General features: G+C 42.7%; 19 protein-coding genes. 3 read left to right on the top strand and 16 right to left on the bottom strand.

Annotated elements, in window-relative coordinates:
• Nucleotides 1-51 precede the first annotated feature (51 nt).
• The gene (locus GL182_RS02210) at nucleotides 52-633 is read right to left on the bottom strand and encodes a HupE/UreJ family protein (RefSeq protein WP_163377921.1); all 582 of its coding nucleotides are present in this window, start codon (nucleotides 631-633) and stop codon (nucleotides 52-54) included.
• Between the two features lie 88 nt (nucleotides 634-721).
• On the opposite strand from GL182_RS02210, the gene GL182_RS02205 reads away from it, so the two are divergent.
• Nucleotides 722-1,213 (top strand): DUF6702 family protein, encoded by a 492-nt coding sequence (locus tag GL182_RS02205; RefSeq protein ID WP_163377920.1) that lies wholly within the window; start codon nucleotides 722-724, stop codon nucleotides 1,211-1,213.
• 227 nt (nucleotides 1,214-1,440) lie between these two features.
• Here the strand turns inward: GL182_RS02205 and GL182_RS02200 are convergent, their stop codons facing one another.
• The 3 genes from GL182_RS02200 to GL182_RS02190 form a co-directional block, all read right to left on the bottom strand.
• Nucleotides 1,441-2,859 carry a RagB/SusD family nutrient uptake outer membrane protein gene (locus GL182_RS02200; RefSeq protein ID WP_163377919.1) on the bottom strand — a complete coding sequence of 473 codons (1,419 nt, stop codon included), beginning with the start codon at nucleotides 2,857-2,859 and terminating at the stop codon, nucleotides 1,441-1,443.
• Nucleotides 2,860-2,872: 13 nt separating this feature from the next.
• Nucleotides 2,873-5,848: a SusC/RagA family TonB-linked outer membrane protein gene (locus tag GL182_RS02195; protein ID WP_240469517.1), complete on the bottom strand. Its 2,976-nt coding sequence runs from the start codon at nucleotides 5,846-5,848 to the stop codon at nucleotides 2,873-2,875.
• A gap of 532 nt (nucleotides 5,849-6,380) precedes the next feature.
• Nucleotides 6,381-6,932: a 2'-5' RNA ligase family protein gene (locus GL182_RS02190; RefSeq protein WP_163377918.1), complete on the bottom strand. Its 552-nt coding sequence runs from the start codon at nucleotides 6,930-6,932 to the stop codon at nucleotides 6,381-6,383.
• Nucleotides 6,933-7,097: 165 nt separating this feature from the next.
• Here GL182_RS02190 and GL182_RS02185 point away from each other — a divergent pair, with 165 nt between their 5' ends.
• Nucleotides 7,098-8,009 carry a universal stress protein gene (locus GL182_RS02185; protein WP_163377917.1) on the top strand — a complete coding sequence of 304 codons (912 nt, stop codon included), beginning with the start codon at nucleotides 7,098-7,100 and terminating at the stop codon, nucleotides 8,007-8,009.
• On the opposite strand, the gene GL182_RS02180 is transcribed toward GL182_RS02185, so the two are convergent.
• Together GL182_RS02180 and GL182_RS02175 are read right to left on the bottom strand one after the other, a co-directional pair.
• The gene (locus GL182_RS02180; protein WP_163377916.1) at nucleotides 7,999-8,937 is read right to left on the bottom strand and encodes a class I SAM-dependent methyltransferase; all 939 of its coding nucleotides are present in this window, start codon (nucleotides 8,935-8,937) and stop codon (nucleotides 7,999-8,001) included. The two genes, GL182_RS02185 and GL182_RS02180, sit on opposite strands and share 11 nt — an antisense overlap.
• A 17-nt stretch (nucleotides 8,938-8,954) precedes the next feature.
• A complete protein-coding gene (locus GL182_RS02175) occupies nucleotides 8,955-10,322 on the bottom strand; it encodes an exopolysaccharide biosynthesis polyprenyl glycosylphosphotransferase (RefSeq protein WP_163377915.1) in 1,368 nt (455 codons plus the stop codon).
• 254 nt (nucleotides 10,323-10,576) lie between these two features.
• On the opposite strand from GL182_RS02175, the gene GL182_RS02170 reads away from it, so the two are divergent.
• Nucleotides 10,577-11,269, top strand: a complete 693-nt coding sequence (locus GL182_RS02170) for a class I SAM-dependent methyltransferase (protein WP_163377914.1) — start codon at nucleotides 10,577-10,579, stop codon at nucleotides 11,267-11,269.
• A gap of 12 nt (nucleotides 11,270-11,281) precedes the next feature.
• Here GL182_RS02170 and GL182_RS02165 read toward each other — a convergent pair whose 3' ends face one another.
• The 10 genes from GL182_RS02165 to GL182_RS02120 are packed head-to-tail and all read right to left on the bottom strand — an operon-like array spanning nucleotide 11,282 to nucleotide 23,517.
• On the bottom strand, nucleotides 11,282-12,439 hold the full coding sequence (locus tag GL182_RS02165) for a DUF1972 domain-containing protein (protein ID WP_163377913.1): 1,158 nt from the start codon (nucleotides 12,437-12,439) through the stop codon (nucleotides 11,282-11,284).
• A gap of 18 nt (nucleotides 12,440-12,457) precedes the next feature.
• Nucleotides 12,458-13,597, bottom strand: a complete 1,140-nt coding sequence (locus tag GL182_RS02160) for a glycosyltransferase family 4 protein (RefSeq protein ID WP_240469515.1) — start codon at nucleotides 13,595-13,597, stop codon at nucleotides 12,458-12,460.
• A gap of 22 nt (nucleotides 13,598-13,619) precedes the next feature.
• Entirely contained in the window at nucleotides 13,620-14,384 is a 765-nt protein-coding gene (locus GL182_RS02155; protein WP_163377911.1) for a class I SAM-dependent methyltransferase, read from the bottom strand.
• Nucleotides 14,384-15,085 (bottom strand): acyltransferase, encoded by a 702-nt coding sequence (locus tag GL182_RS02150; protein WP_163377910.1) that lies wholly within the window; start codon nucleotides 15,083-15,085, stop codon nucleotides 14,384-14,386. The genes GL182_RS02155 and GL182_RS02150 overlap by 1 nt, the downstream gene beginning before the upstream one ends.
• Entirely contained in the window at nucleotides 15,078-16,208 is a 1,131-nt protein-coding gene (locus GL182_RS02145) for a glycosyltransferase family 4 protein (RefSeq protein ID WP_240469513.1), read from the bottom strand. The genes GL182_RS02150 and GL182_RS02145 overlap by 8 nt, the downstream gene beginning before the upstream one ends.
• On the bottom strand, nucleotides 16,208-17,623 hold the full coding sequence (locus GL182_RS02140) for an O-antigen ligase domain-containing protein (protein WP_317167773.1): 1,416 nt from the start codon (nucleotides 17,621-17,623) through the stop codon (nucleotides 16,208-16,210). The genes GL182_RS02145 and GL182_RS02140 overlap by 1 nt, the downstream gene beginning before the upstream one ends.
• Nucleotides 17,620-18,525 carry a glycosyltransferase family 2 protein gene (locus GL182_RS02135; protein WP_163377908.1) on the bottom strand — a complete coding sequence of 302 codons (906 nt, stop codon included), beginning with the start codon at nucleotides 18,523-18,525 and terminating at the stop codon, nucleotides 17,620-17,622. Before GL182_RS02135 ends, GL182_RS02140 begins: the two co-directional genes overlap by 4 nt.
• Nucleotides 18,494-19,810: an oligosaccharide flippase family protein gene (locus GL182_RS02130; protein ID WP_163377907.1), complete on the bottom strand. Its 1,317-nt coding sequence runs from the start codon at nucleotides 19,808-19,810 to the stop codon at nucleotides 18,494-18,496. The genes GL182_RS02135 and GL182_RS02130 overlap by 32 nt, the downstream gene beginning before the upstream one ends.
• Before the next feature lie 15 nt (nucleotides 19,811-19,825).
• Nucleotides 19,826-20,902, bottom strand: coding sequence for an exopolysaccharide biosynthesis protein (locus tag GL182_RS02125; protein ID WP_317167772.1), 1,077 nt, complete (start codon nucleotides 20,900-20,902; stop codon nucleotides 19,826-19,828).
• Nucleotides 20,899-23,517, bottom strand: a complete 2,619-nt coding sequence (locus tag GL182_RS02120; protein WP_163377906.1) for an SLBB domain-containing protein — start codon at nucleotides 23,515-23,517, stop codon at nucleotides 20,899-20,901. The genes GL182_RS02125 and GL182_RS02120 overlap by 4 nt, the downstream gene beginning before the upstream one ends.
• Nucleotides 23,518-23,717 lie beyond the last annotated feature (200 nt).

Below are 23,717 nucleotides of genomic sequence, written 5' to 3'. Positions count from 1 at the left end.
AACAAATAATGATTAAAATAAAGGCTTTCTTTTTTAAAAAATTCTATGTTCTTACCAATACTTGTTCTCAATAATCATCATGGTAGCCATTCCCAGGATAATGGAGGAGATGACCAGCACCCATTCCTTGCGGCTTACCCCAAAAATACCCACTACCAGGGATGAGGCGATTAAAAACAAGACTACAATGACCAATTGGCCTACTTCCAGGCCTAAGTTAAAAGCCAGTAATGGCTGAAATATAGATTGCTCTCTACCCAATAGTGACCGCAGGTAATTGGAAAAACCCAGGCCATGAATCAATCCGAAAAATAAAGCAAACAGATAATTGAGCTGCAAGCCCCTGCCTCCCGAAGGCCTGGGCTTTAGAATATTGGTAAAGGCGGTGATAGCAATGGTAACCGGAATTAAAAACTCTACCAAAGCTGAATTAATCCTGACCAATTCCAATGTCGCCAGGGCCAGTGTCAGGGAATGTCCGATGGTAAAAGCAGTAACCAAAATGACAATTTTACCCCAATCCCGCAGCATATAGATTACAGCCAGAGATATAACGAAAAGAATGTGATCAAAACCTTTCAGATCAAGAATATGTTGGATTCCCAGATTAAAATACAACTGAAATTGACTCATAGGACTGGTAAATGTTTTACTTTAGTTTGAAAATTTTGTTGTAATATTAATGCATATTTTACAGATTAAACAAAAAATCTCCTTCTAAATGCTTGCAATCAAATTATTGGTAGCACTGATTCCCTTTTGGCTGGGCATGCATCCGTTTTACATCAGCCTTACTGACATGGTTTACAATGAAACCAACCAGACCATTGAAATCGCCCAAAAAATCTTCTGGGATGATCTGGAGGAAGCCCTGTCAAATAAGAACGGTGATAGGATCAACTTCTTATCCCCGGAAAAACCCGAAGCGCTGGATTTGCTGATAGAGGAGTACCTTTTGACCCACAATGCTATCCTTATTCAGGGGGACACGCTTACTCTCAGGTATTTGGGACATGAAGTAGAAGCCGATGCAGCCTGGTTTTATATGGAGTCAGAAAAAATTCCATCTCCTGATCAGGTGACCATCTACAATAACCTACTAATTGACGATTTCCCCCAGCAGCAAAACATAATCAACTTCTATAAAAACCGCAATCCCAAGAGTCTGATCACCAGAAAAGATAAAACTTCGGGGATTTTAAAGCTGGATTGAAGCCGAAACTGGCAAAATGATTCCTGTTCTTCCACCTAAATTACTCCAACATCAGCCTTTTACTGGCACTTTTCAACTTTATATTGGAATCCAAAAGGATGGTTAAATCTCAAATTGGCTGATTTCTACCGTTCCCCGGGCAAAATGAAACCGGGAAAATCAACGGTTTTAGCCAAAAAAAAGCCACCCTCGAAAATCAGAAGGTGGCTTTTTCTATTCAAGTCTTTTTAATTGTATCCATCATTCTGAACCAATTCAGGATTGATGTCCAGTTCTCTTTGTGGAATGGGCAGGATGGTCTTGTCCTGTCCGGCCTGAGAAGCGGTATAATGGTCATCTCCTTCAGGACGTAAAGCTCTCCCATACCTCAAAAGATCCATTCTCCGGTGACCTTCAAAGGCCAACTCCTTTCTTCTTTCCTCCAGTATAAAATCTACAAAATCTTCTTTTCCTGAAAAATCTCCTGCTGCTACTTCAGCCAGTCCGGCCCTTTCCCTCAACTCATTGATCAAGTCCAGTGAGGTTTGGTTGATTCCATCCAATTGTGCCAGGGCTTCGGCCCTGTTCAGGACTACTTCCGTGGTCCTGATGACCGGAGAATTGTCAGAATTATTGATCGCATCAGGAAATTTGGTGGTATAAATCCTGCCATTGTCTCCTTCTTTAGAAATTTCTGTCAACCTGCGATCATTGGCCGCATAGGCTTCCAGCAGGTAGTCCGAAAATGGGGCATCACCTCTGGCACCATCTTCGGCAGGGTTGTAATAAGATGCCCATCCGCCAGAGCCTGTTCTCCCATTGTCTATCTCCGAATTTTGAATGGCGAAAACAAATTCTGCATTATTTTCTCCCCAAAAACCAAAATTAGCAGCCAAACCATACAAGTCCTCCTCATCTAATACATTTTGAGCCCGATCTGCAGCCTGCTGCCACTCACCGCGGTAAAGATGCACCCTGGATAGCAGTGCGTTGGCCGCTCCCTGGGTGGCCCTGCCTCTGGTAAATGAAGCCGTACCGTAAGAAGTCGGCAAATCTGACACAGCGGAGGTCAGGTCATCCAAAATAAAGGCATGTACTTCTCCAACAGTATTTCTTGGATAACCAACTATTTCACCGGTAAAGGCATCCGTTACAATTGGAATACCTGGTGTAGCTTCACCACCCTGCTGGATGGGCTGGGCAAATAGGTTGACCATCTGAAACATCAACAGTGCCCGCATAAATTTTGCCTCAGCTACAAATTGCGCCCTTTCCTCAGCAGTCAGGTTTTCATCAGGGGAATCAGGAGTAAATTGAATCACTGCATTGGCCGCCAGTATAGCCCGATAGTGCCTTCTCCAAAGATCCCTGATGGTGGCATTATCCGATTGGGTAGCGTACAGCCTGATGTCCTGCAAAGTAGGAAATGAACCGATAAAATCTACGTTATCGGCTTGAAAGTCTGAAATCACATGGGGCAGGGATCCAAATACCTCAAATTCCTGAGACAAGGAATATACACCAAGTAAAGATCCTTCCACCGCCTGCCTGTCAGCAAAGGCCAACTCAGTAGAAAGGGACTGCTGGGGATCAATTTGCAAATCCTCACAAGCTGTCAGGCTTCCTGCCAGCAATCCTGTAAATAATATTTTTGTTAAATTTTTCATGTCTAAGCTATTTTTAGAATCCTAATGAAACACCCAGGGTAAAAGATTTAGCCTGTGCCGGAGTAAAGAAAGATTCACCCTGCCGCTGGTTATTGTCTCCACCATCATTGACTTCAGGCTCAAGACCGTCCTCCAGGTTTGAAATGGTCAGGAAATTTTGCAACATCCCGTAAACCCTCGCAGTCCGAATTATCTTCGTGTTTTCCAATACAGTGGAAGGAATGTTATAGGTAAGGGAAAGATTCCTTAAGCGGATATGGTCTCCCTTACGGAGGTGAAGTGTTGACCGTTGACCGAAATTGGACTGGGTATCTCCATTTAACCTGGGAGCGAAGCTATTCCTATTGTCCTCGGTCCAGTAATTCAGCAACTGCGGATCCAGGTTAAAGCTGTTCAGGTTATTGGGATTGTACAAAAACCGCAAGTCATCATACATGATGTGGTTTCCTTCCACAAAGGTAATCAATGCGGAAAGCTGCAAACCTTTATAAGAAAAGGTATTGGTAATTCCACCGGAAACCCTGGGGATAGCTGATCCGACAATCACCCGGTCATTGGCACTGTAGGTATTGGTAGGTTCACCATCCTTGTTCAACCATTCCGCTTCTCCCGTTTCAGGGTTGATACCATTATACCTTACCAGGTAGAAAGTATTTACCGGATGCCCTTCAATGGCTCTTTGGCTGGCAGAACCTTCCACAAACCTTCTGCCTTCATTGTCTTCAGATGCCCCGGGCAATTCCAGCACTTCATTTTTCAGAAAGCCAACATTCAATGTAGTACTCCATTCAAAGGAAGGCGTCTGCACATTCACTGACTTGATCATTAAATCAACCCCTCTATTCCTCATCGTACCTGCATTTTGGGTCAGACTGGCGTAACCGGTCGTGTAAGGAATGGGTACATCCAGCAATAAGCCTTCGGTATCCTTGTTCCAGAAAGAGGTTTCTATTTCCAGACGGCTATTAAACAGCGCAGCATTTAATGTTACATCAAATTGAGCTGATTCTTCCCATCCAAGCAAAGGGTTGGCGGGTTGACTTGGGTAAATTCCAGGGCTTCCCGCATAATCTCCAAGGGTACCTGCCTGATAAAGTCCTAATGACTCAAAGTTACTGATCCTGTCATTTCCGGAGGTACCGTAACTGGTATTCAATTTCAGATAATCCAGAAAACTATTGTTTTTTAAAAATTCTTCCTCTGAAATGATCCAACCTGCAGAGAGTGCCCAAAAGTTACCATAACGATTATCTGCACCAAATCGGGAAGAACCGTCTCTCCTGGCACTACCTTCAAACAAGAATTTATCATCATAGCGGTAATTGACCCTGGCAAAATAGGAGGCCAATCTCCAATTGGTGCCTGTTGAACTTGTAATGGTGGGCGTTGCTGCAGAGGCCACGTTGGGCAGCCGATCACTCACAAACCCGGACCCTTCAACAGTCATGCTGGCAAAATCTGCCTGCTCATAAGAATACCCCAGCAAACCGGCTACATAATGTGGACCGAAATACTTCTCATAATTCAAGGTATTGGTAGACAACCATTTGTAATCCTGTATGATTCTCTTATATCCGCTACCTGTAGGTTCTACGATATCAGGAAACCTGAAAGTCTCTTCTGTCTGGATCTGATCTATTCCCCAATCCGTTTTGAAAGTCAGATCAGGCAGGATATCCAACTCAAAAAAAGTATTGGCAGTAGTCCTTCTGGTGATGTAATCGGTAATGGCCAGGTCTTCTATGGCCAATAGATTTGGGATAAAACCGAGACGGGAATAGTTACCATTGTCGTCATAAGGCCTGGTATAGGGCAAATGAAGGAAGGCAGAGGTCAGGGGCGCATAAGTACTGTTGTCGGAATAGATCCTGTCGTTATACGTCTTGGCCAAACCAATATTCGCACCAAACCTGGCCTTGTCAGAAAACTTATGAGTCATGTTCAGCCGTCCATTAAACCTGTCCAGTTCATTTCCCATGGCATAAGTATCCTGGTTGAAATAGGTACCGGAAATAAAATAGGTGGTACTTTCACTCCCACCGGAAGCACTCAGGTTTAAATTGGATATAGATCCTTGCTGAATGACCGCATCAGGCCAATCAAACCCCTGCTGAGGAAAATCACTTGCAGGTGTATCCGTTCTCAATGAACGGTATTGATTGTATTGTTGAAGCGACATGTAAGGGCGGACAGTAGTTGGAGTTTGAACACCCTGATAGTAATCCACATTAATTCTGGATTGTCCGCTCTTTCCCTTTTTGGTTTCAATCAGAATCACCCCATTGGCACCCCTTGAGCCATAAATGGCTACTGCGGAAGCGTCCTTCAGTACAGAAATAGACTCTATCTCATTCGGATTCAGTTCCATTAAGGGGTTAAGGGCAATAGCGCCGGAGGTATTGGAATAATCAGAACTGCTACCATCATTCAGTGGCACGCCATCTACGACAAAAAGCGGCGACCCTCCCGCAGTCAATGATGCCACTCCTCGAATCCTGATGTTCTGTTGTGCACCGCCAACTCCGGAAGTTCCAGTCAACTGAACTCCTGCAGCCTGGCCTTGCAATGCCTCCTGTGCGGTAAATATCGGCATGCCCTCAATTTGGGAATTATCCAGGGAAGAAATGCTTTGAACAGACAACCTGGAAGATTGGGTTCCATACCCTACTACCAATACTTCTCCCAGGGTTTTTACATCGGGAGTTAGGAGTATATCAATCTGACTTTGATTGCCAATGCTTATTTCCTGGGTATTAAACCCAACAAAACTATACACCAGCACATCTGATCCTTCAGGAACGGTTAGTGAGTAAGTCCCATCAATATCTGTGATGGTCCCTGCCATGGTTCCTTTTACGCTTACATTCACACCGGGTATCCCTTGAGGCTCGTCTTCAGAAGTGACCGTCCCGGTCACAGTCCTGCTTTGCGCGAGCACAGAGATTACCGCCAGCATGGTGCATGCCAAGCTTAGTAAAACTCGTTTCATTTTAGTAAATAGATTAAGGTTTTTAACAATATTTATAATGCAAAATTCCATCAATTTATTTATAAAACAAAATAATCATAAATAGATAGTGCAAAGGATAGTGTAAAACATTTTGTGTTTTACTCCAAATAAAAAATCAAGTGTTTCGACAGAAGAGAAATTAATTGAATAATTTTTATAAAACATTCATTTTTCATTATATCATATTACTATTATTATTTTTTTTATTTTTAATTGTCATTTTTAGTATAACAGGAAAGCTATGGCCAATATCCCGGCAAAATCTAAATACTGCAAAAACTAAATTAAACAAAATTATATTTTATGTTTCTGTTTTTTACTTAGTGATTCAATGATTTATCGGGATATAATAATTTCTAATATCTACTAAAAACAAAATTTTATAAAAGAAGAATTGATAAAATCAAGATATTATTAATTTTAAAAAAAATAATGTTTTATTAAAAAAAAGCTAACACACCCTTTATTCGCCTATGGGCTAAAACCTTATGAAGTTATTTAATTAGAAAAGTTATTTAAGTAAATTAAAATTATTCTTTATTATCCAATGCGAGTCAGTTTTTTTTAATAATGAAACGGTTTCTACTGCCATGTGGTACCTGGAGACTTTTGATTTCAGGAAATCAATTAGCCTATCAAAGTGATCTTTTTTGATGTCTTTAAAAGCCAGGGTAAGATGGGGATGGTAATTCAAATCACTCAACTCAATATGCTGTCCAAGAGTTCTTTTCCCATACCTAACCAGCCGCTGCTGCAAGGCCGGCAAGTCTGGGGGATATTTCACCCTAAGATAGACCACCCTGTTTCCAAAATTCCCTATACCAGAAAGGGATAAATCAAAACCACTTTCCTCCAGAAAAAAAGACTCCAGTTTAGCTTCCAATACCGATTCTTTATTTTCGTTGTATACGAAAGGCATTTTTAAGGTGATGTGAGGAGGAGATTTAAGCGCATACTTAACACCAAACTCTTCTTTTAGAAGGTGTTTCAGGTGGGAAATTTCCTGCCTTAAGGGTTCCTCCGGAACCAAAGCAATAAAATATTTCCCCATTTTTTTAGGCATTTCACTTCATCGTTTCCTACAACCTTTCATTTTGAAATCAACAGGAAGCTTCCCTACCTAATAGTTTTTTAAAAAAAACTTTAAAAGAAGCTGCCAAAAGTTTAAATTCATCATTTTAATCCATATTTACAATTTAATCACGCACCAGAAAAAAGGTATATATCGATGAATCAATTCAAAATAGTAATGGTGGGACTGGACTTATCTCCCCTGGATGAGGTATTGATCGCCCAAATAAAATCGCTGTCCGGAATTTTGGGTATTGAAAAAGCATATTTTGTCCACGTTTCCAAGAATCTCATTTTACCAGAATCAGTATCAAAAACCTATCCTGATTTAATTGCCCCTATAGATGAAACCATAAAAACTGAAATTGAACATGAAATAGAAAAGGTAAAGCCGGCCCTGGACATACCCTTCGAAATCCTTGTAAAGGAAGGCAATGCTCAGGAAACCATGCTGCGATGGAGCAAAATAAAAGACATTGACTTACTGGTACTTGGTAGAAAAAAAATCAAATCCCTTTCGGATTCGCTGGTAAATAACCTGACCCAAAAATATCCCCATCCGGTACTTTTATTACCTGAAAATGAGCAGCCGCTGAAAATAAAAAACATTTTTCTCCCGATTGATTTCTCCGATCATTCCAGGGTAAGCATTCTTTTGGCAAGAGAAATCGCAGAGATAACCGGTGCAATCATTCAATGCTGCCACCTTTATGAAGTACCAAAAGGCTATAGCAAAACCGGAAAGTCCTTTGATGAATTTAGTGGTATCATGTTAGAAAACGCAAAGGAGGACTACTCAAAATTTCTTGGTAAGAACAAGTTTCCTGAACTACCCTGCACGTTCATCCTAAAGCAGAAGAAAGATGAAGCAGACAATATCATGAAGCAGGCAAAGTTAAATCAATCAGATCTGCTGATCATTGGCAGCCGGGGAAGAACAAAATCAGCTGCCCTTTTACTCGGCAGTGTGGCCGAAAAACTGGTAAATAGCAACCATGAAATCCCCATGCTGGTCATGAAAGAAGAAGGCGAAAACATGAATTTCTTTGAGGCCCTGTTTAAGATCTAAGTCCTGATGGTTGCGCTTTGTTGCCCTCAGATTTGCGAAAATAAAAGGCTGCCTGATCTCCTTTGGATGTTGCATTGAGCCTTTTTGCTTTGCTTTCAAGTCCCCAGGTGTCTACCGCAGCAGATTTATATTGATCCATTTTACCATGGAGAGATTGCCCTTCCTGGTATTTTTTACTCCCCCAAAACTGAAAGGCAGTGCTATCAAAGGCAACATGAAAAAGCTCCAGTCCATGGCGTTTGGCCAATATCTCCATGGCAGACAGGCTTGGAATGAAATAATGCCTTGGAGCATCCAGTTGCACCCAATTTTCCCTGAAAAGTGACCAGGCCTCTCCATCAGCAACCGGAACCCGGATCAAAAGCCGCCCCGAGGGATTCAATAAACCGGCAATTTTTTCAAAGGCAGCATCCGGCTCCTTCATGTGTTCAAATGCATGGTGCAGCATGATCACATCAAAGGTTTCCCGGATCTCAAAAAGCCCCTTTTTATAGATGGCAAAAGCGCTGCTAATCTGAACCGTATCCTTGATAAATGGATCAAATCCTGATAAATGGCGGTACCCTGTGGCATACATTTCATACAACAACTGGCCATTTCCACACCCAATATCTGCGATGCTATCACTTTTGCGGGCATTCAGTCTTTCAAGCCAATCACCATAGATGGGTTTAAATAGGGATAAACCTGATTTCAGGTAAAGCCAAAACCTGAGTCGCTTCATCCAGCGTACCTGCAAACTCGATAAGGACAAACCAGAGAAGGAATAATACGCATCGGGGTAATAGGAAGACAGGTCCTCAGGAGGATCAAGCTGCTGGATGGTTCCGCAGTCATTACATTGGACATAGGGAAACTGTTCTCCCATTCCAAACATCATTTCCTTTACCTGATAAACAGGTCCATGGTTTTCATGGTAACAAATCAAACATTTAAAATGCCCCATCAATATACCTCTTCTCTCCGGGCAATCAATTCACCCATGGTTTTATATACAATGGTCAGATCTAAAAAAAAGGACCAGTTTCTGATATAAAAATAATCTAACCTTACCCGTGAACGTATTTGCCAGTGGTGGGAGATTTCCCCCCGAAAGCCCAGCACTTGAGCCAGCCCTGTAATTCCTGGCTTGATCCGGTGCCGGTTATCGTATTTGTAGATTTGTTTTTTAAACAGCTGATTCATTGGCACCGTATGGGGCCGGGGCCCAACTACAGACATCTCTCCTTTCAACACATTGATAAACTGGGGCAATTCATCCAATGAAAACCTCCGTAAAAAAGCGCCTGTCCTGGTCACCCTTGGATCATTCTTTACCGCCTGCCTGGTATCTGCCCAGGGATTATTCAGCATGGTCCTGAATTTGATGCATTGAAACTCCTGATTGTTGGCTCCGGTTCTTTTTTGAAAAAAGAAAACGGGCCCTTTAGACTCCAATTTAATCAACAGTGCCAGTAGGGGACTTAACCAGCTCATCAGGAAAACCAACACGAATAAGGCAAAACAAATGTCAAATACTCGTTTAAACAATCTATTCCCCCATCTATCCAAGGGGATCTCGTTGAGATTTACTACTACAAAGCTCCCATATCTACTAAAACTCAAGGCTTTGTCCCATTGGAGCTGGGACCCGGGAATAATCTTAACCTTGATGTGGTTTTCGTCTGCATGATCAACAATTTTCCTTACCAGATCCGCTGGAATATCCTGGCTCAGGTATACCAGATCTATGGTGCCCTGGCGGACCTGCCTGAAAAAAGAATGAATATTACCTAAAGTGTCCTCTCCCCTGGAATTGTTTTCATAATAGCCCAAAAATTTAATCCCAAGTGCTTTGTTCTCCTTTAAAGTCTGGGCCAACCTTGTGCTCCAATCATCCTTACCTACGATCACTGCTTTCCGGTAATTCCTTCCGCTCATTCGGTATCGCCTCAGTGAAAGATGAACCCCAACCCTGAAAAAGGCTAGAAATGAAAGGGCCAGAACGTAAATATAGAAACTGATTTCCTCGCCATAACTTCCAACCAATTGTTCCCTTAAAAGAAAGAAAATTAAAATCACCCATAGGAAAGAACTCAAGAATTGCTTCAGGGTGTCGGAGTAGGTGGAGGTTCGGGCGAGCTTGTAATCCTTCCTGAAAAGTACCAGCAAAACCCAAATTACACCCAGCAACCCGGCCTCTATAGTCAGGGAAGAAGCATCTAATGGATACTTTCCTGACAGCATAATCAGTAAAGCAAGCCCACCGTACAGGACAAGGAGCTCCATAAAAATGAATAACCAGGGGAAATACCTATAAAAACGCTTTGCCATGTATCAAAAAAATAAAGAGACAGCTCCCTTGGTGCTTATTTTTGGTTGGCAATATGTAGCATGATTTCTCCTCATTAAAAGCTTTGATTTTAGAATTATGTGCTGTCAAATTTTTGATATCCGGGTCAAAGTAATCAACTTTGGCCCAAAATTATAAATTTATAGCCATTCAGCCACACTTCCCTGCAAAAATGCTTGAAAATGACCATTGGAATCCAATCCTTAAGGTTAATTTTAGGGAGTAATTCATTGAAATGAAAAAAAAAATAAAGACACTTTTCGCACCTTCTGACGAACCCCGCTCCATTGGAGGTAAATTCAGGTTAAGGCGTTTCAGGTTTTTTGAGGAGAAGTTTTTGGAAACCTTTGAAGGTCAGGAAAAAATTAAAATTCTGGATGTGGGCGGCACGGAGAATTTTTGGATCAACCATAATTTCATCTTACCGGAAAGGGTCAGCATTACGCTGTTAAACCTTGAAAAAGAAAAAACAAGGTTGAAAAATATTTCCAGCCTATCTGGAAATGCTACAGATTTATCACAATTTGAAGACAATTCCTTTGACCTGGTATTTTCGAATTCTGTGATAGAACATCTGTATACCTATGAAAATCAGAAAAAAATGGCCAGTGAAATAAGGCGGGTAGGCAAAAACCATTTTGTGCAAACACCAAATAAATATTTCTTACTGGAGCCCCATTACGCTTTACCTTTATTTCAGTTTTTCCCCAGCTCAATCGCATTTTTGATCTTGACCAAAACCAAACTCAGCCGCATGCAAAAGTGGGATCCGGAATTTGCCAAGGGCTATTTGGAGGAAATCCGGTTACTGTCGTTAAGCGAAATGAAAAAGTTGTTTCCTCAGTCACACATTTACTTTGAGAAAATCTTCGGGTTGAACAAATCTTTCGTATTTCACACCCTTGGATCAAAAAAAAACCCGGGTTAACCGGGTTTTGGATTAGTAATTAATTTCTACCAAATTCTCTTTTATTTTCCGTTTACAAAGCGCTTTGAATAAAGTTTCATATTCGTCTGTAACCGCATCCCAATTGTATTTTTGAGTCAATCCTTCTCTGGAATGACTCCTGAGGTATTCCATCTTTTCAGGGGACTCCTCGGCCTTATCGATAATTTCCACGACCGCATCAGCTTTTTTATCAAAATACCAGCCGAATTTGCCTTTCTGGAGCATTTCCTGATTGAACCTGGTATCCATGGCCAAAATGGCACAGCCAAATCCCAATGCCTTCAACATGGCCGGATTGGTGCCCCCATATTCGTGCCCATGGAAATAAGCATAACAGTTATGGTACAAGGCGGCCAATTGCTCCTGGTCTCTGACATAACCTGTAAATACCAACCGTTTATCAGGAATGCTTTTCATTTTTTGAGCAAACCTGTCATGATAAGGCACGTCCCCTACTATTACAAGCTTTCTCCTGGAATTCGACCTCACAAAACCATCCACAATTAAATCTGCGTTGTTGTCTGGGATCAGGCGGCCGACTATCAAAAAATAAGATTCCTTCTGCAGACCCCATGTTTCTATCAGACTGCTGTCGGAAGAAATATTGGGATTAGCACCATAAGCAATCATCTTTGAGGGCGCATTGAACTTTTCCAGATAGATTTTTTCCATTTCATCCGAATCAGTGATGAGCTGATCATAAAGTTTGGTTGCCAGCCTGGAGGCAAAGAGGTAATAGCGTGCACCTAAACCTTTCCATTTGGGACGGAGCCATTCCAGTCCATCTACATTGATGGCAGAAGGCTTACCAAAGATTTTCGTGAGAATCCCGAATGGCCCATTCGCACTGTTCACTACAAATACCACATCCACCTTGGAAAAACAAACGTGAATCATAGAGAGCAGGGAATTGGTCAATTGGCTCAAAGACTTGGTCTCCACACAGGGGACATACACCAGGTTTATTCCATTGACCCTTTTGGGTTTCTGCTCAAACAATGGCGCATGACAATAGACGGTAACTTCAATGCCCCTTTGTACAAGCCGCTCACCCATTTCTTTTACAAAGGTCTCATAGCCTCCATAAACGTAGGGATATCCCCTTGTACCTACAATCGCCACATGCAACGGCTTACTGTTTTTTGACATACTGTATTTATTTACTTATCAAGAAAAAATTTTAATGATTTTATTACCATAAGCCGGTAATGAAAAGTTTTCTAAAACACTCCTTCTGGCATTTAACCCTATATTTTCAATTTGGTTTTTATTTTCGATCAACTTTTCTACTTTTTCGGCAGCAGCTGAAGCATTATCCCAAGGTATGTGATAGCCTGTCCTGCCCTCCTCAATCATCTCCAGAGCCCCACCATGAGCCGTAGCAAAAACAGGCTTGGCAGCAGCCATCGCTTCCAAAACTACTGTAGGAAAAGGATCTGGTAATATCGAAGGAAGTATAAAAATATCCATGGTAGCCAACACCTGGGAAATGTTTTGTCTAAAACCTAAATTATGAATTTTATCTTTAAATGTCTTTTCCAATATCTTTTGTTCTAACCCGTCAAACAAGCATTCTTCACCAGGAAATGCATCTCCAACCAAAAGAAAATGTAAATCTAAAAACTTTTTGTTTAATTCTTCGGAAATTTGCAAAAAGTATTCCTGACCTTTCCAACTGTTTACCCTGCCCACCATACCTATCACACACGCTTCTTTTGGAATACCCAGCTCCTCCCTTAAATTTTTTGTCTCGTAAAGATAAGCATTATAATCAATCCCGTTATAAACCAAATGCAGTTTATTACCGGATATGTACTTCTCCCAGTGCGCTTTAACTGCCCCAGAGACTGCAATAACCTCATCCGATCCATTTTGGACCAGTTTACCCATCATTGCAGAAAACCATTCTGGCCTTCCAATGATTTCATGCAGGTGCCAGATATGGGTATATTTCCTCTTCCTTGCCAAAAGGGCACCAACCCATACTGCAGCAGTATTGGAATAAATGTGGGTAACCCCTTCATTTTTTGCCAGGCTTGCCAGCTTCTTATAGGCATTATACATTACCTTTATGCGATTGAATAAACCAGGAGCATTAAAATATTTTCTTCTGATTACCCCCAATCTTACAAACTCCACCCGGATACCCAATTCCTGCATTTGCTGCGACAATGGCCCTTCTTCCGAAAGAACTACCACCAATCCAATGCCATTTTGCTTTAAAACGCTTGCCGTCAATAAAAATATTTTGCTGGCCCCATATACATCTGAGGAGCCATGCAGCATCAAGACCTTAATGTTTTTCATTTGCTTGCTCATATACGAAGTATCAATCCCTTCCGGATTTTTTCAAGGCATAAATCGCACCCAGATGGCCTCCGTGATTCGTGAATTCCACATGCACCTGATTGGAATAAGCTGAAAAAAGCTCAAATAATTTTTTGGGAGAATAATGGTTCATTTGCATGACTGGTTCTGAACAAAACCTGCGGTGCTTCAAACTGGAATAAATAAAATTGTAAGGCTTGAATTTGGTGCGCATATAAAAGTTGGCGTAGGCCTTCCAGGGTAGCTGATGACCAAAAGTTACCTGTACCTGTAAAATCCCACCCTTCCGGGTAGTTTCCAATAATCGATGCAATAACTTCATTCCCTTCCGGACTTCTATATGCTGAAACACGATATAAGCATTGACAAAGTCAAAAGCGGGGAGATCCTCCGGCAGGTCCCGTCCATTGTAGGTTTTGAATTTCAGGTTATCGCATCCCATGGATTCCTTGTGAACATTGGCCCTTAGGATGATATCTTCGGAAATATCCAGCCCCCAAACCACTTGTTGGGTTAATTTCGCAAAGGGTATGGCCAGCCTTCCTACCCCACATCCAAAATCCAGGATATTGCCCTCCGCAATATCTGTATCCAGCCATTCCCTGATCCTTTTCCTGCTTTCTTCCACATACGCTTCGCCAGACTCAAAAAACTCCTTCAAACCCGCTTCCGAAAGGCGTTCCATCCGGTACTTCTCCTCCGAGAGCACCCCATAATAAGGGTCTTTTTTACCCCATTCCTTCCAGTTGCTGATAGATTCGGACATTACCTTGTTTTTATTACTTTTGCCGGATTGCCAGCTACCACACTAAATGGGGGCACATCCCTTGTCACAATGCTTCCAGCAGCCACCACCGATCCTTTGCCTACGGTTACTCCGGCAAGGATCACGGCATGGGAGGCAATCCAGCAATCATCCTCTATGATGACAAAGGAACGGTGCACACCCTGTTCGATCATTGGCCTGCCCGTATCCTCAAAAACATGGTTCTCGGCATAAATACTTACCCTGGGAGACATCATGACATTATTCCCAATTTCTATGTATCCGGAACAGCCAATATAGGCATAGGGTCCTATACTGGACTGGTTCCCCACCTTCAGTCCTACTCCCGGCTCACCACCATACAGGTTTGTGGGACGAATGATTGCGTAACTTCCCACGGTGACCTTATTTCCAAATACAATCCCCTTCTGTGACAAACAGTTGATTTCACAATGATCCTGGGCTACAAAATTTTTACCTACGCTGAAATACCTGGCCTGACGAATACTAACACCCTTTCCTATCAAAAGAAGGCCACTGGAAGATTTCATCTGCCACCTTATCCATAAACCCCTTAGCCACCAAATACCCATTCTCACCATTACAGAAAAAACAGATAGGCTATCCCATCCCGACCCAAAACGATCCGATAAATGCATGCCAGTTATCCTGGAAATAAACTTTCCGGTAAATTTACCCATGAAGAAGCCCTTTGAAATATTCCTGCAAAGATAGAAAAAACTTTTCCCCGGAAAATTGATTCAATCTTTGCTTACCCAAGGCAGCAAGCTTCTTCCGCAATTCTTCATCTCCGGCCAGCAGGCTCATGGCTTTGGCAAAATCCTCCGGAAGAAAGGAGTTGCTGCAGCAGACCGCCTCCCCGCCTACTTCCTGTAAGGCTCCCTGCGGGCCTATTATCACCGGCAGCCCATAGGCAAATGCTTCTAAGACCGGCAGGCCAAATCCTTCATTCCGGGAAGGAAAGGTATAAGCCAAAGCATGATGGTAATATCCAGCCAGGGCATCCTGCGATACATACCCTGGAAAAACTACCTTTTCCTCCAGTTCCAATTCCTGAACAAGTTCTTTTATTTTGTCATAATCATCCAGGGATGCCCGTGGAGCCCTTTGCCCTACCAATACCAGCAGGTAATCTCTATCTGCCTGCCCTGAAAAAATGGCAAATGCCTGGATCAGGGTGCTGAGGTTTTTTCTCTTTTCCATTACTCCCACATGCAGAAAATAAGGCTGGGCAAAGGGAGAAGTCTCGCTGATGCGTTTATTTCGAAGGAGCAGGTCCAGCCCAGTGGGTATCGCGCTAATCGGATGCCTGCTTTTTAGATAATGCGCAATTTTGCTTTTGGCATATTGGCTCACGGTAAGTATATGGGTTCCCCGCTGAATGCTATGGCTCAATAAATAGAGGTAAATCTTTCTCCAGAGGGGGTGATAATGTTCAGGACTTTCCCAAAAGAAAGCATCGTGGACCACTGATACCCTTTTTCCCTTACCCCAAAATGGAGAGAGAAAATCGGGAGAAAAAACCAAATCTGCCTTCTTCCAATAACTCATGGCCGGAAGAAAGACCAGCTTATGAAAGAAATACCTGAGCTGAAACAACCAGTTTTTCCATTTGGCGGTATGACCTTTAAAAAATGTCTGCTTCCGTAACTTTTCCCGGGAAGGGTAAACGATAAAGAGAAATTCATCTCCCTGATAGGATTCAATCTGGTCCAGCAGGCTATCGATGTAGGTCTTTATACCTGTCTGTGCCAGGTGTAAAAAAAACACGTCTACCAGAATAATTTTTCGCTTTCCCTTCATCAACTGGTCGATTGTACCGATTGGCTGGCATTGGTTCTGAAAAGACCATTATAGGCGGTAAGTGAATAGCCCATCATCCACCAGGTAGTCAGGGAAACATAGGCATACAATTCGGCATTTGCCGTAAACAATGGCAGTAAAAGACCAAACTTAGTAGTAGCTGCCACGAAGGCTACCCTGGCCACACTGGTATCCTTGCTGTGGCGGAATACCAGCAGGCTTTTATAAATTCCTACGCCCAATACCAGGATATACAAAATCATTCCCAATACACCCAGCTGCACGCCATAGATTAAAAATTGATTTTCCCCGCCTACCCTCACTTCATCTTCCACACTCCCTGTATTGCCACTCATGGCCAATCCCAGTCCTTCCGGATTGGCTATCATGGCATCCAGGGCCAGAAACCACTCCACCAAATGTCCTACACTGGAGGCATTCTGAAAGGTGAGGGTGTCATAGACAAAGTAGTAAAAGTCATCCGAGGCAAAATAGAGTACATAAACAAAGAAAAAGAGCAAGGTGATCGCCCCCAATGCCAGCAAGCGGTATAACCTGAATACCAAAGCAATGAAAAACAACATCACGAAGAAGGCTCCGAAAGCAGCCCTGGAAGCTGAAAAAAACAAACTGCCCAATGCTGCTGCCATAACGACCAAATAAAACCAACTTTCTTCCCTTTTTCTGCTGAGGTACCAAATCAACCCTGTAGTGAAGGCCAGCAAACTGGAGCTGGCCATTTCCAGGGGATCTGAGAAGAAGGAAGCCAAACGCATGGACGTGGTCTGGGTTTCAAAAGTCCAGGACAAGCCATAATTACCGGAGGGCTCTATGCCATTGATGGCAAAATTAAAAAGGGCATACCCGGTCAGGTTTTGAAAATGGATGCCAATGACTTTTTCCACTACATTCAGGCAAAAGGCTGCAATGGCAATCACCATGATCCAACTGAATACCTGATCAATTTTTCCGGAGTCAAAGTTCGTGTTTCTACCAAGAAAATAAAAAGCCCCAATGAGCAGGGTATTCTTGAGGTAAAGCAGTTTATTCAGAAAGGTGGCTTCGCCAAGAGGAAGAAACAAATAGACAGTGGCCAAAGCAAAAAAAGCCATGAATAGCTTATCCACTACATTTAACCTGAATGGGTAAAGCCAGAAATTCTTTTGGTAAAACAAGAATCCAAGCACGGCTGTCAATAGGAGCAGCTCTTTTACATATTGGAAAACGGCTACCACAATTTCAGAACCGGTAGCCTGGTAAACGATGCTCAGGATAGAGATATAAAAAGGAAGGAATAGAATCATGAAAAAAATGATAAATTCCCACTCCCCCTCAAACACTATCTTCTTAATCGTCACAAAAAGCAGCACGGATACATACACCAAAACGAATAAAAATAGAATATAGGCCATCATGCTTCAGTCTCTAACGAAGTGTTCAATCCTGCTAAAATTCCTTTCCATACCGCTTTTCGCTTAAGCTTCCGACTTTTGAGGGTAAAATGAATCACCATTAAACCAAATACCAGAAAATGTACCGGCCAGGACAACCAGTATTTGGGATGCCTGCAGTATTTGCGCAACTGGAAGATCTGGTTGCGGACATTTAGAAAATGAACCTTTGGACTCAGAAAGCCTTCTTCCCCTTTGTTTTTGCTTTTGGAGGCCGCACCAGCCTCATGATAAATAACCGCTTCCGGATGAACTTTCAACAAATATCCTGCTTTCCTCATGCGCAGCGACCAATCCACATCTTCGAAATAGGCGAAATACCTTTCATCCAAAAGTCCGATTTCCTTCAATACCGATGCCCGTACCAAAATGGCACATCCAGTAATCCAATCGGTGAGATAGGGCGCCTTACTTTTTGGTTTCAAGTTGGTTTGTGAAAATCCCAGCCAGGAATGGTATTTGCCGCCTGCGTTCCATAATACTGTTTTTTCATTTAAAAAATAAATCAATGGCTGAATCGCTGCGGTTTGCCTGGACGCCTCCATTTCCTTCAACAGCGGCTTCCAAAAACCAGGCCCTATTTCCGTATCGTTGTTCAGCAACATGATATAGGTATATCCCTGGTGAAGAGCCTGTCGAATGCCTACATTATTTCCTCCAGTAAAGCCCAGGTTATGTTTATTTATCCATAGCTGAACAGTCGGAAAATGGCTCTTGACGGCACTGGGAGACCCGTCGTCAGAACCATTATCAACCAAGATAACATCCTCCATCGGAAACCCCTCATCCTGTAAGGACTGCAGGCAAGCCTGGGTATACTCCCAGCCGTTCCAATTAAGAATGATGATGGCGGTGGAGCAGGACATGGTAATATTTGATTAGGGTTGGGGCCTGTTGCCTGTAAAGCAATAAGGAGGTGCTGATAAAGGCCATCAGTTCGGTAGAAAGCAAGGCGAGGGCCAGGCCGGTCCCCCCATAAACCTTTGCAAGAAAAATAGCGGACAATAACATGTAAAGACAAAAAATCCAGGTAGAATGAAACAGAATTTTCTTTTGGTCCAATACCAGAATTATCAACATATTGCTGATATTCAAGGCGGCAAAAAAGGGTAAAAAAGCCAGGATTCTGAGAAAAAAAACTGATTCTTCCAAAACATTGCCCGCCATTAACCCAATAATGAAGGGGGCGAGGGCAAAAACTATCAGGCTGATAAGCAGGGTAAGAAGCAAGGAAGACCATTGGACTTTTCTCAAAAAATAATAAAATTTTTGTGGTTCCTGAAAATAAAGGACACTAGCCCTGGGGTAGGCAGCCTGGGTAATCAAAGTAGGCGCAATCCTCAAAACCATGCCAATACGCTCTGCCATCCCATAAAGCCCTAGGATTTGAGCAGAGGCAAAAAAACTTAAAATGATCACTCCACCGTTGACAGCAATATGGGATGTCAAGCTGGAAAAAAAGAGCAGTATGTTCTTCTTCCAGGAATTCCAAATACGGGCAATATCCGGTCCAACCACCTGAACGCCCATCCCTATATGGATATATACCAATAAACCCAAATTGGTTATCAAAGCAGTTAAGCCCAGTAGGAAATTAGCCAAATAACTATCGGAAGGCCCATTGATGTACGCCATCAGTAAAACCAGATAAACCAGCTTGCTAAAAACATTGGCCAGAGAAACCCAGTGCAGGCTTTCTCTTCCCTGAAAAAACCAAATGAGGGCAGTGGCTTCAGCAAACAACAAAATGGTGGACCACCATAAGATCATCCGGTAATCTCCGAAAAAACCGAAAAAGAATGCCAGGATTCCAATGGACAAAAAGGCCGTTAGCGCCAACGCCAGTTTACTCCAAAAAATCTCTGAAAATCGCTCGCCCATAACCGGAACATTTCCCTCACTCAGGGCAATGTCTCTGGGACCACTTAGGTTGTATCCATAACTCACCAACACGTTGAAAAGTAGAATAACAGAAAAGGACAGGTTGACCAAACCAAATTCGGCCACACCGATAGCACGAATAAGTACCGGCATGGCCAAAAGGGAAATGAGGATATTGGAAGACTGAATCAGGAATAGAAAAAAGAAATTCCTGATGGACTTGTGTCTGATTAAAGTAAAAAAAGAAAGTTGTTTGATTCTTTCAAGCATAGAAAAAAGAGCCGGTTAACGCCTTAAATGCCTGAAATACATTGTTTTAAAATACACCCAAATGACTGCAAATATAAAAAAGAGTACCGCTCCCAGAGCCATTCCAGTGAGTAATTTTATTTCTGACCGCTCAAGGGGGTAACGGGGATGGTCAATGATCTGAATCAGAGGTGCGTTGTTTCTGTGGTTAATTTTGGCAATTTCCAGGTTTTTCACCACCTCTTCATAAACGGCAGCTGCGGCCTGAATATCAATCTGAAGTTGTTTGGAGGCCACCATTCCCTCCTGAAGTAGGGGGTTTGGGTTGGGTACCTTATCCTGAAATTGGGCCAACTGTTTCACCTTATCATCAAGGACTGTCCTGACACTGTCTGCCTGATTTTGTAGCACCCTTAAATTTTCTGCCGTCTTTTTTGTCTTGGTTCTCAGGTAGAAATCATTTACCGTCACCACCAGGTTTTCATTGAAAATCTTCGCAAATGACTGGTCTTTTGAAGCAATGGTAACCTTAATGATATTCAATTTACGATCAGGTTTATCCACCAACAGATTTTCTTTCCTGATCCACTTTACCACTTCCTTCAATACGCTGTCCTGCTGTATGGAAAACTCTTCCCTGCTAAGGGTAAAATCCAGGGCTTCAAAATCCACATCCTTTTCCCACTTGTCCTCCAATTCATGAAAATCAATAAACCTGTCTACCAATAATTGCCGCCCTGTGGTGGTATCAAAAGGTGCCAGCAAGGTCTGGGACAACATGGCATCAGAGCGGTAAAGCTCCATGATATTGTCTCCCTTGAATAGTCCGCTTTCAGAGCCTATGGAACCCAGGTTTAAGCCCAACATGGAGGCAATACCTGATATATTTCCCAGACCTCCCATGTCTGACTGCTCCAGGACAAAGGTCGTGTCGGCATGGTATACGGGCTTTTTAATCAGAGAAACCAGCATTCCCAAAACCAGGCCAATGAGAATAAAAACCATGAAGGTTCTGGAGTGCCTGAGGAATACCAACAACCACTGACGCAGCCTTTCTACGAGTTCCCGGAAGGTAATTTTATCATCTAAAATGTGGCGATTCTCCTGCATCATCTATTGTTTAAAATCTGCGTGATAACCAATGCTATGGTGGCCAATCCTGTAGTTAAGCCCACCAAATCCCCGGGCCGGATTGGAATTCTCGGGCCTTTGGTGGGCACGATGATTTCTGAACCAGGTTCTACCTTAGGATAAAGATTGAATAGAAGGAAGTTCTTGGTCCTGGACACTTCTCCATTGGCATAAACTACATAGGTCCTTCTTTTTTTTGCCCGGCTGTCAAATCCCCCTGCCCTGTTGATGTAATAGGGCAATCCCCGTGAAGTTTCATGACGGACTGTGGTGGGATAGATTACATCACCCCTCAACCGAACTGTTTGTAGTTGCCTCGGAACACTTAGAATATCTCCTTCTTCAAGGATAAGGTCATATTTTGAATCTGGATTTTTTATTATTTCCTCCAAATCTATGGCGATGGCTTCCGTTTCCTTGATTTTGATGGGATCTACTTCTTCACGTGATGCGGATATTTCATTTAACAGGGTTCTTCTTGCGTTGATGACACTTTCTTCCATGTCGTTTTGAGAAGAATCCTTTTCTCCAAAAAGATAAGCATTGATCCTGTCGATCATTTGTTTTTGAGATTCGGTAGGTGCTACATTTTCCCGGTTTAATCTTTCTAATAGATTCAGTAGATTCCTTTCCTTCCTGATATCTTCAGATGCCGTCTGATAAAATTCAGTTCGTCGAATGAGGGTTGCGCCCCTAGGATAGGCAAAGGCTGTGAGACCCCCAGCCCTCTCAATCAAATCCGAAATCCGCTCTTCAGCATCCCTGATCGCAAAGGTACCGGGAGCATTTACCTGACCCTCAATACTGGCCATCCTTTCCAGGCTAAAATTGGTCTTTCTCCTGATCGTCAAATGATCGAAAGGTAGTAAGCCAATGGGGTTTTCTGAAAGTTCCAGGTCTTGCCTGACAGGTACAGGAATAATTTGGGAAAATTCCCTTCCCTCCTGATCAGCAGTCCTTCTGGCAATTTCAATATTCGCCACTGAGGCTGCCTCCTTCAAGCCTCCTGCCATTAAAATAAGATCTTCTGAAGTCATGTCCTGGGAATAAGGATAGGTTCCGGGATACAAGACCTCTCCTGATACTTTGACATACACCTCTTCACTTAATTGATATATGGATGGAACCTGAACCACATCTTCTCTTTTGAGAGGTATATCAGGGGAAAGCCCCGCTTCTATGGCTCCCAAATCAATTTGTAGCATCTGGGTGGTCAGGTCATCGTTGGTTCTTACTATATTTATTCGCTTTCTGTAAGCCTCCCCGCTCAGGCCTTCGGCTTTTTTGATCAACTCAGAAAGTGTCATCCCTTCCTGAAAGGCATAATTGCCCGGCCGGTATACCGATCCTTTCACCTGCACCCTGTTGGTATACCTGTCCAATACTTCACCAATTTTATACTGATCTCCGCCTTTAGCCAGAAATAGGGAAAACTGTTCATTGTAGATATCTGACACGGCCTTTTCTTTGTCGGTCATGCGGGTGACGTTTACCCGCTCCCTGTAGGCTTCATCGGTAAAACCTCCGGCATAGGAGAGTATGTCTGCAAAAGATTCACCAGGCTTGATTTCAAAAATTTTTGGCCGCTTGACGGCTCCTTCTACCTTGACCCTTTCCAAATAAGGTTGAACCCAAATTACATCCTGATCCTGAAGGGAAACATTCAGTCCCTGCTCACCCTTTGTAAGAAAATTATAAATATCAATTTCTGCTATTTCCTTGTCTTGTCGGATCAATTTGATTTTTCTCATTGTTCCGTTACGATTGGGACCTCCAGCCGCATACAAGGCATTGAAAACGGTACTGAAGGCACTGAGAGTGAATGTGCCCGGTAACCTTACCTCACCCACCAAATTAACTTTAATGGTCCTCACATTTCCTAAATTAACTTGTAAAAAAGTATTGGGCTGACTTCCTCTCAATCCGGTATAAAAAACCGAAAGCCGATTCTTTATTACCTCTGTTGCTTCGTCCAGAGAAAGCCCGGAGACATTGATTGGTCCTATGTTTTCTAAAATCACCTGGCCTTCCGGAGTCACCGATGCCTCATAAAACTGCTCCGACTGACCATAAACGTCCACATATAATTCATCCCCAGGTCCCAAAATGTAATTTCTGGGGGTAGCCATATTTAAATTCGGCTCGAAAGTAAGCCTTCTGTCTTTACTATAAAAAAAATCCAATCCAAAGATAGGCTCGGATGCTGATTTATCGTCTTCCAATTTTTCCTCCTGCGGTATAATGCCCTGGGTAATTTCGTTAAAACCCATCTGCCGCCGTGGACTTCTCTTGGGGCCAGAAGTGGAAGGTTTCTGTCCACCTTGCAGACCAAAAACCATTCCCTCTAAGCGTTCCTTTAGCTTTTCTATTTCGGTATCCGGCACCCCTCGGAGTTGGGCCATTTGTAGCAATTCGGCTTCTGAAAAGCCTGCCTCAGTGGCCCTGTTCATCAATACCTGAATTTGCTGGTCCGATAAATCATCCACTTTTATGGATGAAATATCTCCTAATGACTGCGCCGCTAACCCAAAAGGAAGCAAAGCCATCATCCCTATTAAGAAAAGCTTATTCAGGTTCAAAAGTCTACTTGAAATCATACCAGTGATTTTATCGTTTTTACACAGCTTCGCCTCCTCACCCACAAATTAAATCCCAGCAGGTGAGTCGAAAGGATTCAAAAAATCCCCAAAGCGACCGTAAAGATAATTATTACTTTCTTTTTGGTACCGAAGTTTGAGGATTAAAGCCAATTAATAAAAATCTTACCTCACCAGAAATCAAAATGGCTGATAAAACA

Source organism: Cyclobacterium sp. SYSU L10401 (genome assembly GCF_010993705.1).
Taxonomy (GTDB): Bacteria; Bacteroidota; Bacteroidia; order Cytophagales; family Cyclobacteriaceae; genus Cyclobacterium.
This window is presented reverse-complemented; position numbering and strand designations above follow the sequence as displayed.

Bases quoted from the DNA above. Each gene is read 5' to 3' on its own strand.
- GL182_RS02130 (WP_163377907.1), bottom strand. From the start codon at position 19,810: ATGCTTGAAAGAATCAAACAACTTTCTTTTTTTACTTTAATCAGACAC.
- GL182_RS02120 (WP_163377906.1), bottom strand. From the start codon at position 23,517: ATGATTTCAAGTAGACTTTTGAACCTGAATAAGCTTTTCTTAATAGGG.
- GL182_RS02165 (WP_163377913.1), bottom strand. From the start codon at position 12,439: ATGTCAAAAAACAGTAAGCCGTTGCATGTGGCGATTGTAGGTACAAGG.
- GL182_RS02190 (WP_163377918.1), bottom strand. From the start codon at position 6,932: ATGCCTAAAAAAATGGGGAAATATTTTATTGCTTTGGTTCCGGAGGAA.
- GL182_RS02185 (WP_163377917.1), top strand. From the start codon at position 7,098: ATGAATCAATTCAAAATAGTAATGGTGGGACTGGACTTATCTCCCCTG.
- GL182_RS02150 (WP_163377910.1), bottom strand. From the start codon at position 15,085: ATGGGTAAATTTACCGGAAAGTTTATTTCCAGGATAACTGGCATGCAT.
- GL182_RS02140 (WP_317167773.1), bottom strand. From the start codon at position 17,623: ATGATGGCCTATATTCTATTTTTATTCGTTTTGGTGTATGTATCCGTG.
- GL182_RS02160 (WP_240469515.1), bottom strand. From the start codon at position 13,597: ATGAAAAACATTAAGGTCTTGATGCTGCATGGCTCCTCAGATGTATAT.
- GL182_RS02135 (WP_163377908.1), bottom strand. From the start codon at position 18,525: ATGTCCTGCTCCACCGCCATCATCATTCTTAATTGGAACGGCTGGGAG.
- GL182_RS02205 (WP_163377920.1), top strand. From the start codon at position 722: ATGCTTGCAATCAAATTATTGGTAGCACTGATTCCCTTTTGGCTGGGC.
- GL182_RS02175 (WP_163377915.1), bottom strand. From the start codon at position 10,322: ATGGCAAAGCGTTTTTATAGGTATTTCCCCTGGTTATTCATTTTTATG.
- GL182_RS02125 (WP_317167772.1), bottom strand. From the start codon at position 20,902: ATGATGCAGGAGAATCGCCACATTTTAGATGATAAAATTACCTTCCGG.
- GL182_RS02170 (WP_163377914.1), top strand. From the start codon at position 10,577: ATGAAAAAAAAAATAAAGACACTTTTCGCACCTTCTGACGAACCCCGC.
- GL182_RS02195 (WP_240469517.1), bottom strand. From the start codon at position 5,848: ATGAAACGAGTTTTACTAAGCTTGGCATGCACCATGCTGGCGGTAATC.
- GL182_RS02155 (WP_163377911.1), bottom strand. From the start codon at position 14,384: ATGTCCGAATCTATCAGCAACTGGAAGGAATGGGGTAAAAAAGACCCT.
- GL182_RS02200 (WP_163377919.1), bottom strand. From the start codon at position 2,859: ATGAAAAATTTAACAAAAATATTATTTACAGGATTGCTGGCAGGAAGC.
- GL182_RS02145 (WP_240469513.1), bottom strand. From the start codon at position 16,208: ATGAAGGGAAAGCGAAAAATTATTCTGGTAGACGTGTTTTTTTTACAC.
- GL182_RS02210 (WP_163377921.1), bottom strand. From the start codon at position 633: ATGAGTCAATTTCAGTTGTATTTTAATCTGGGAATCCAACATATTCTT.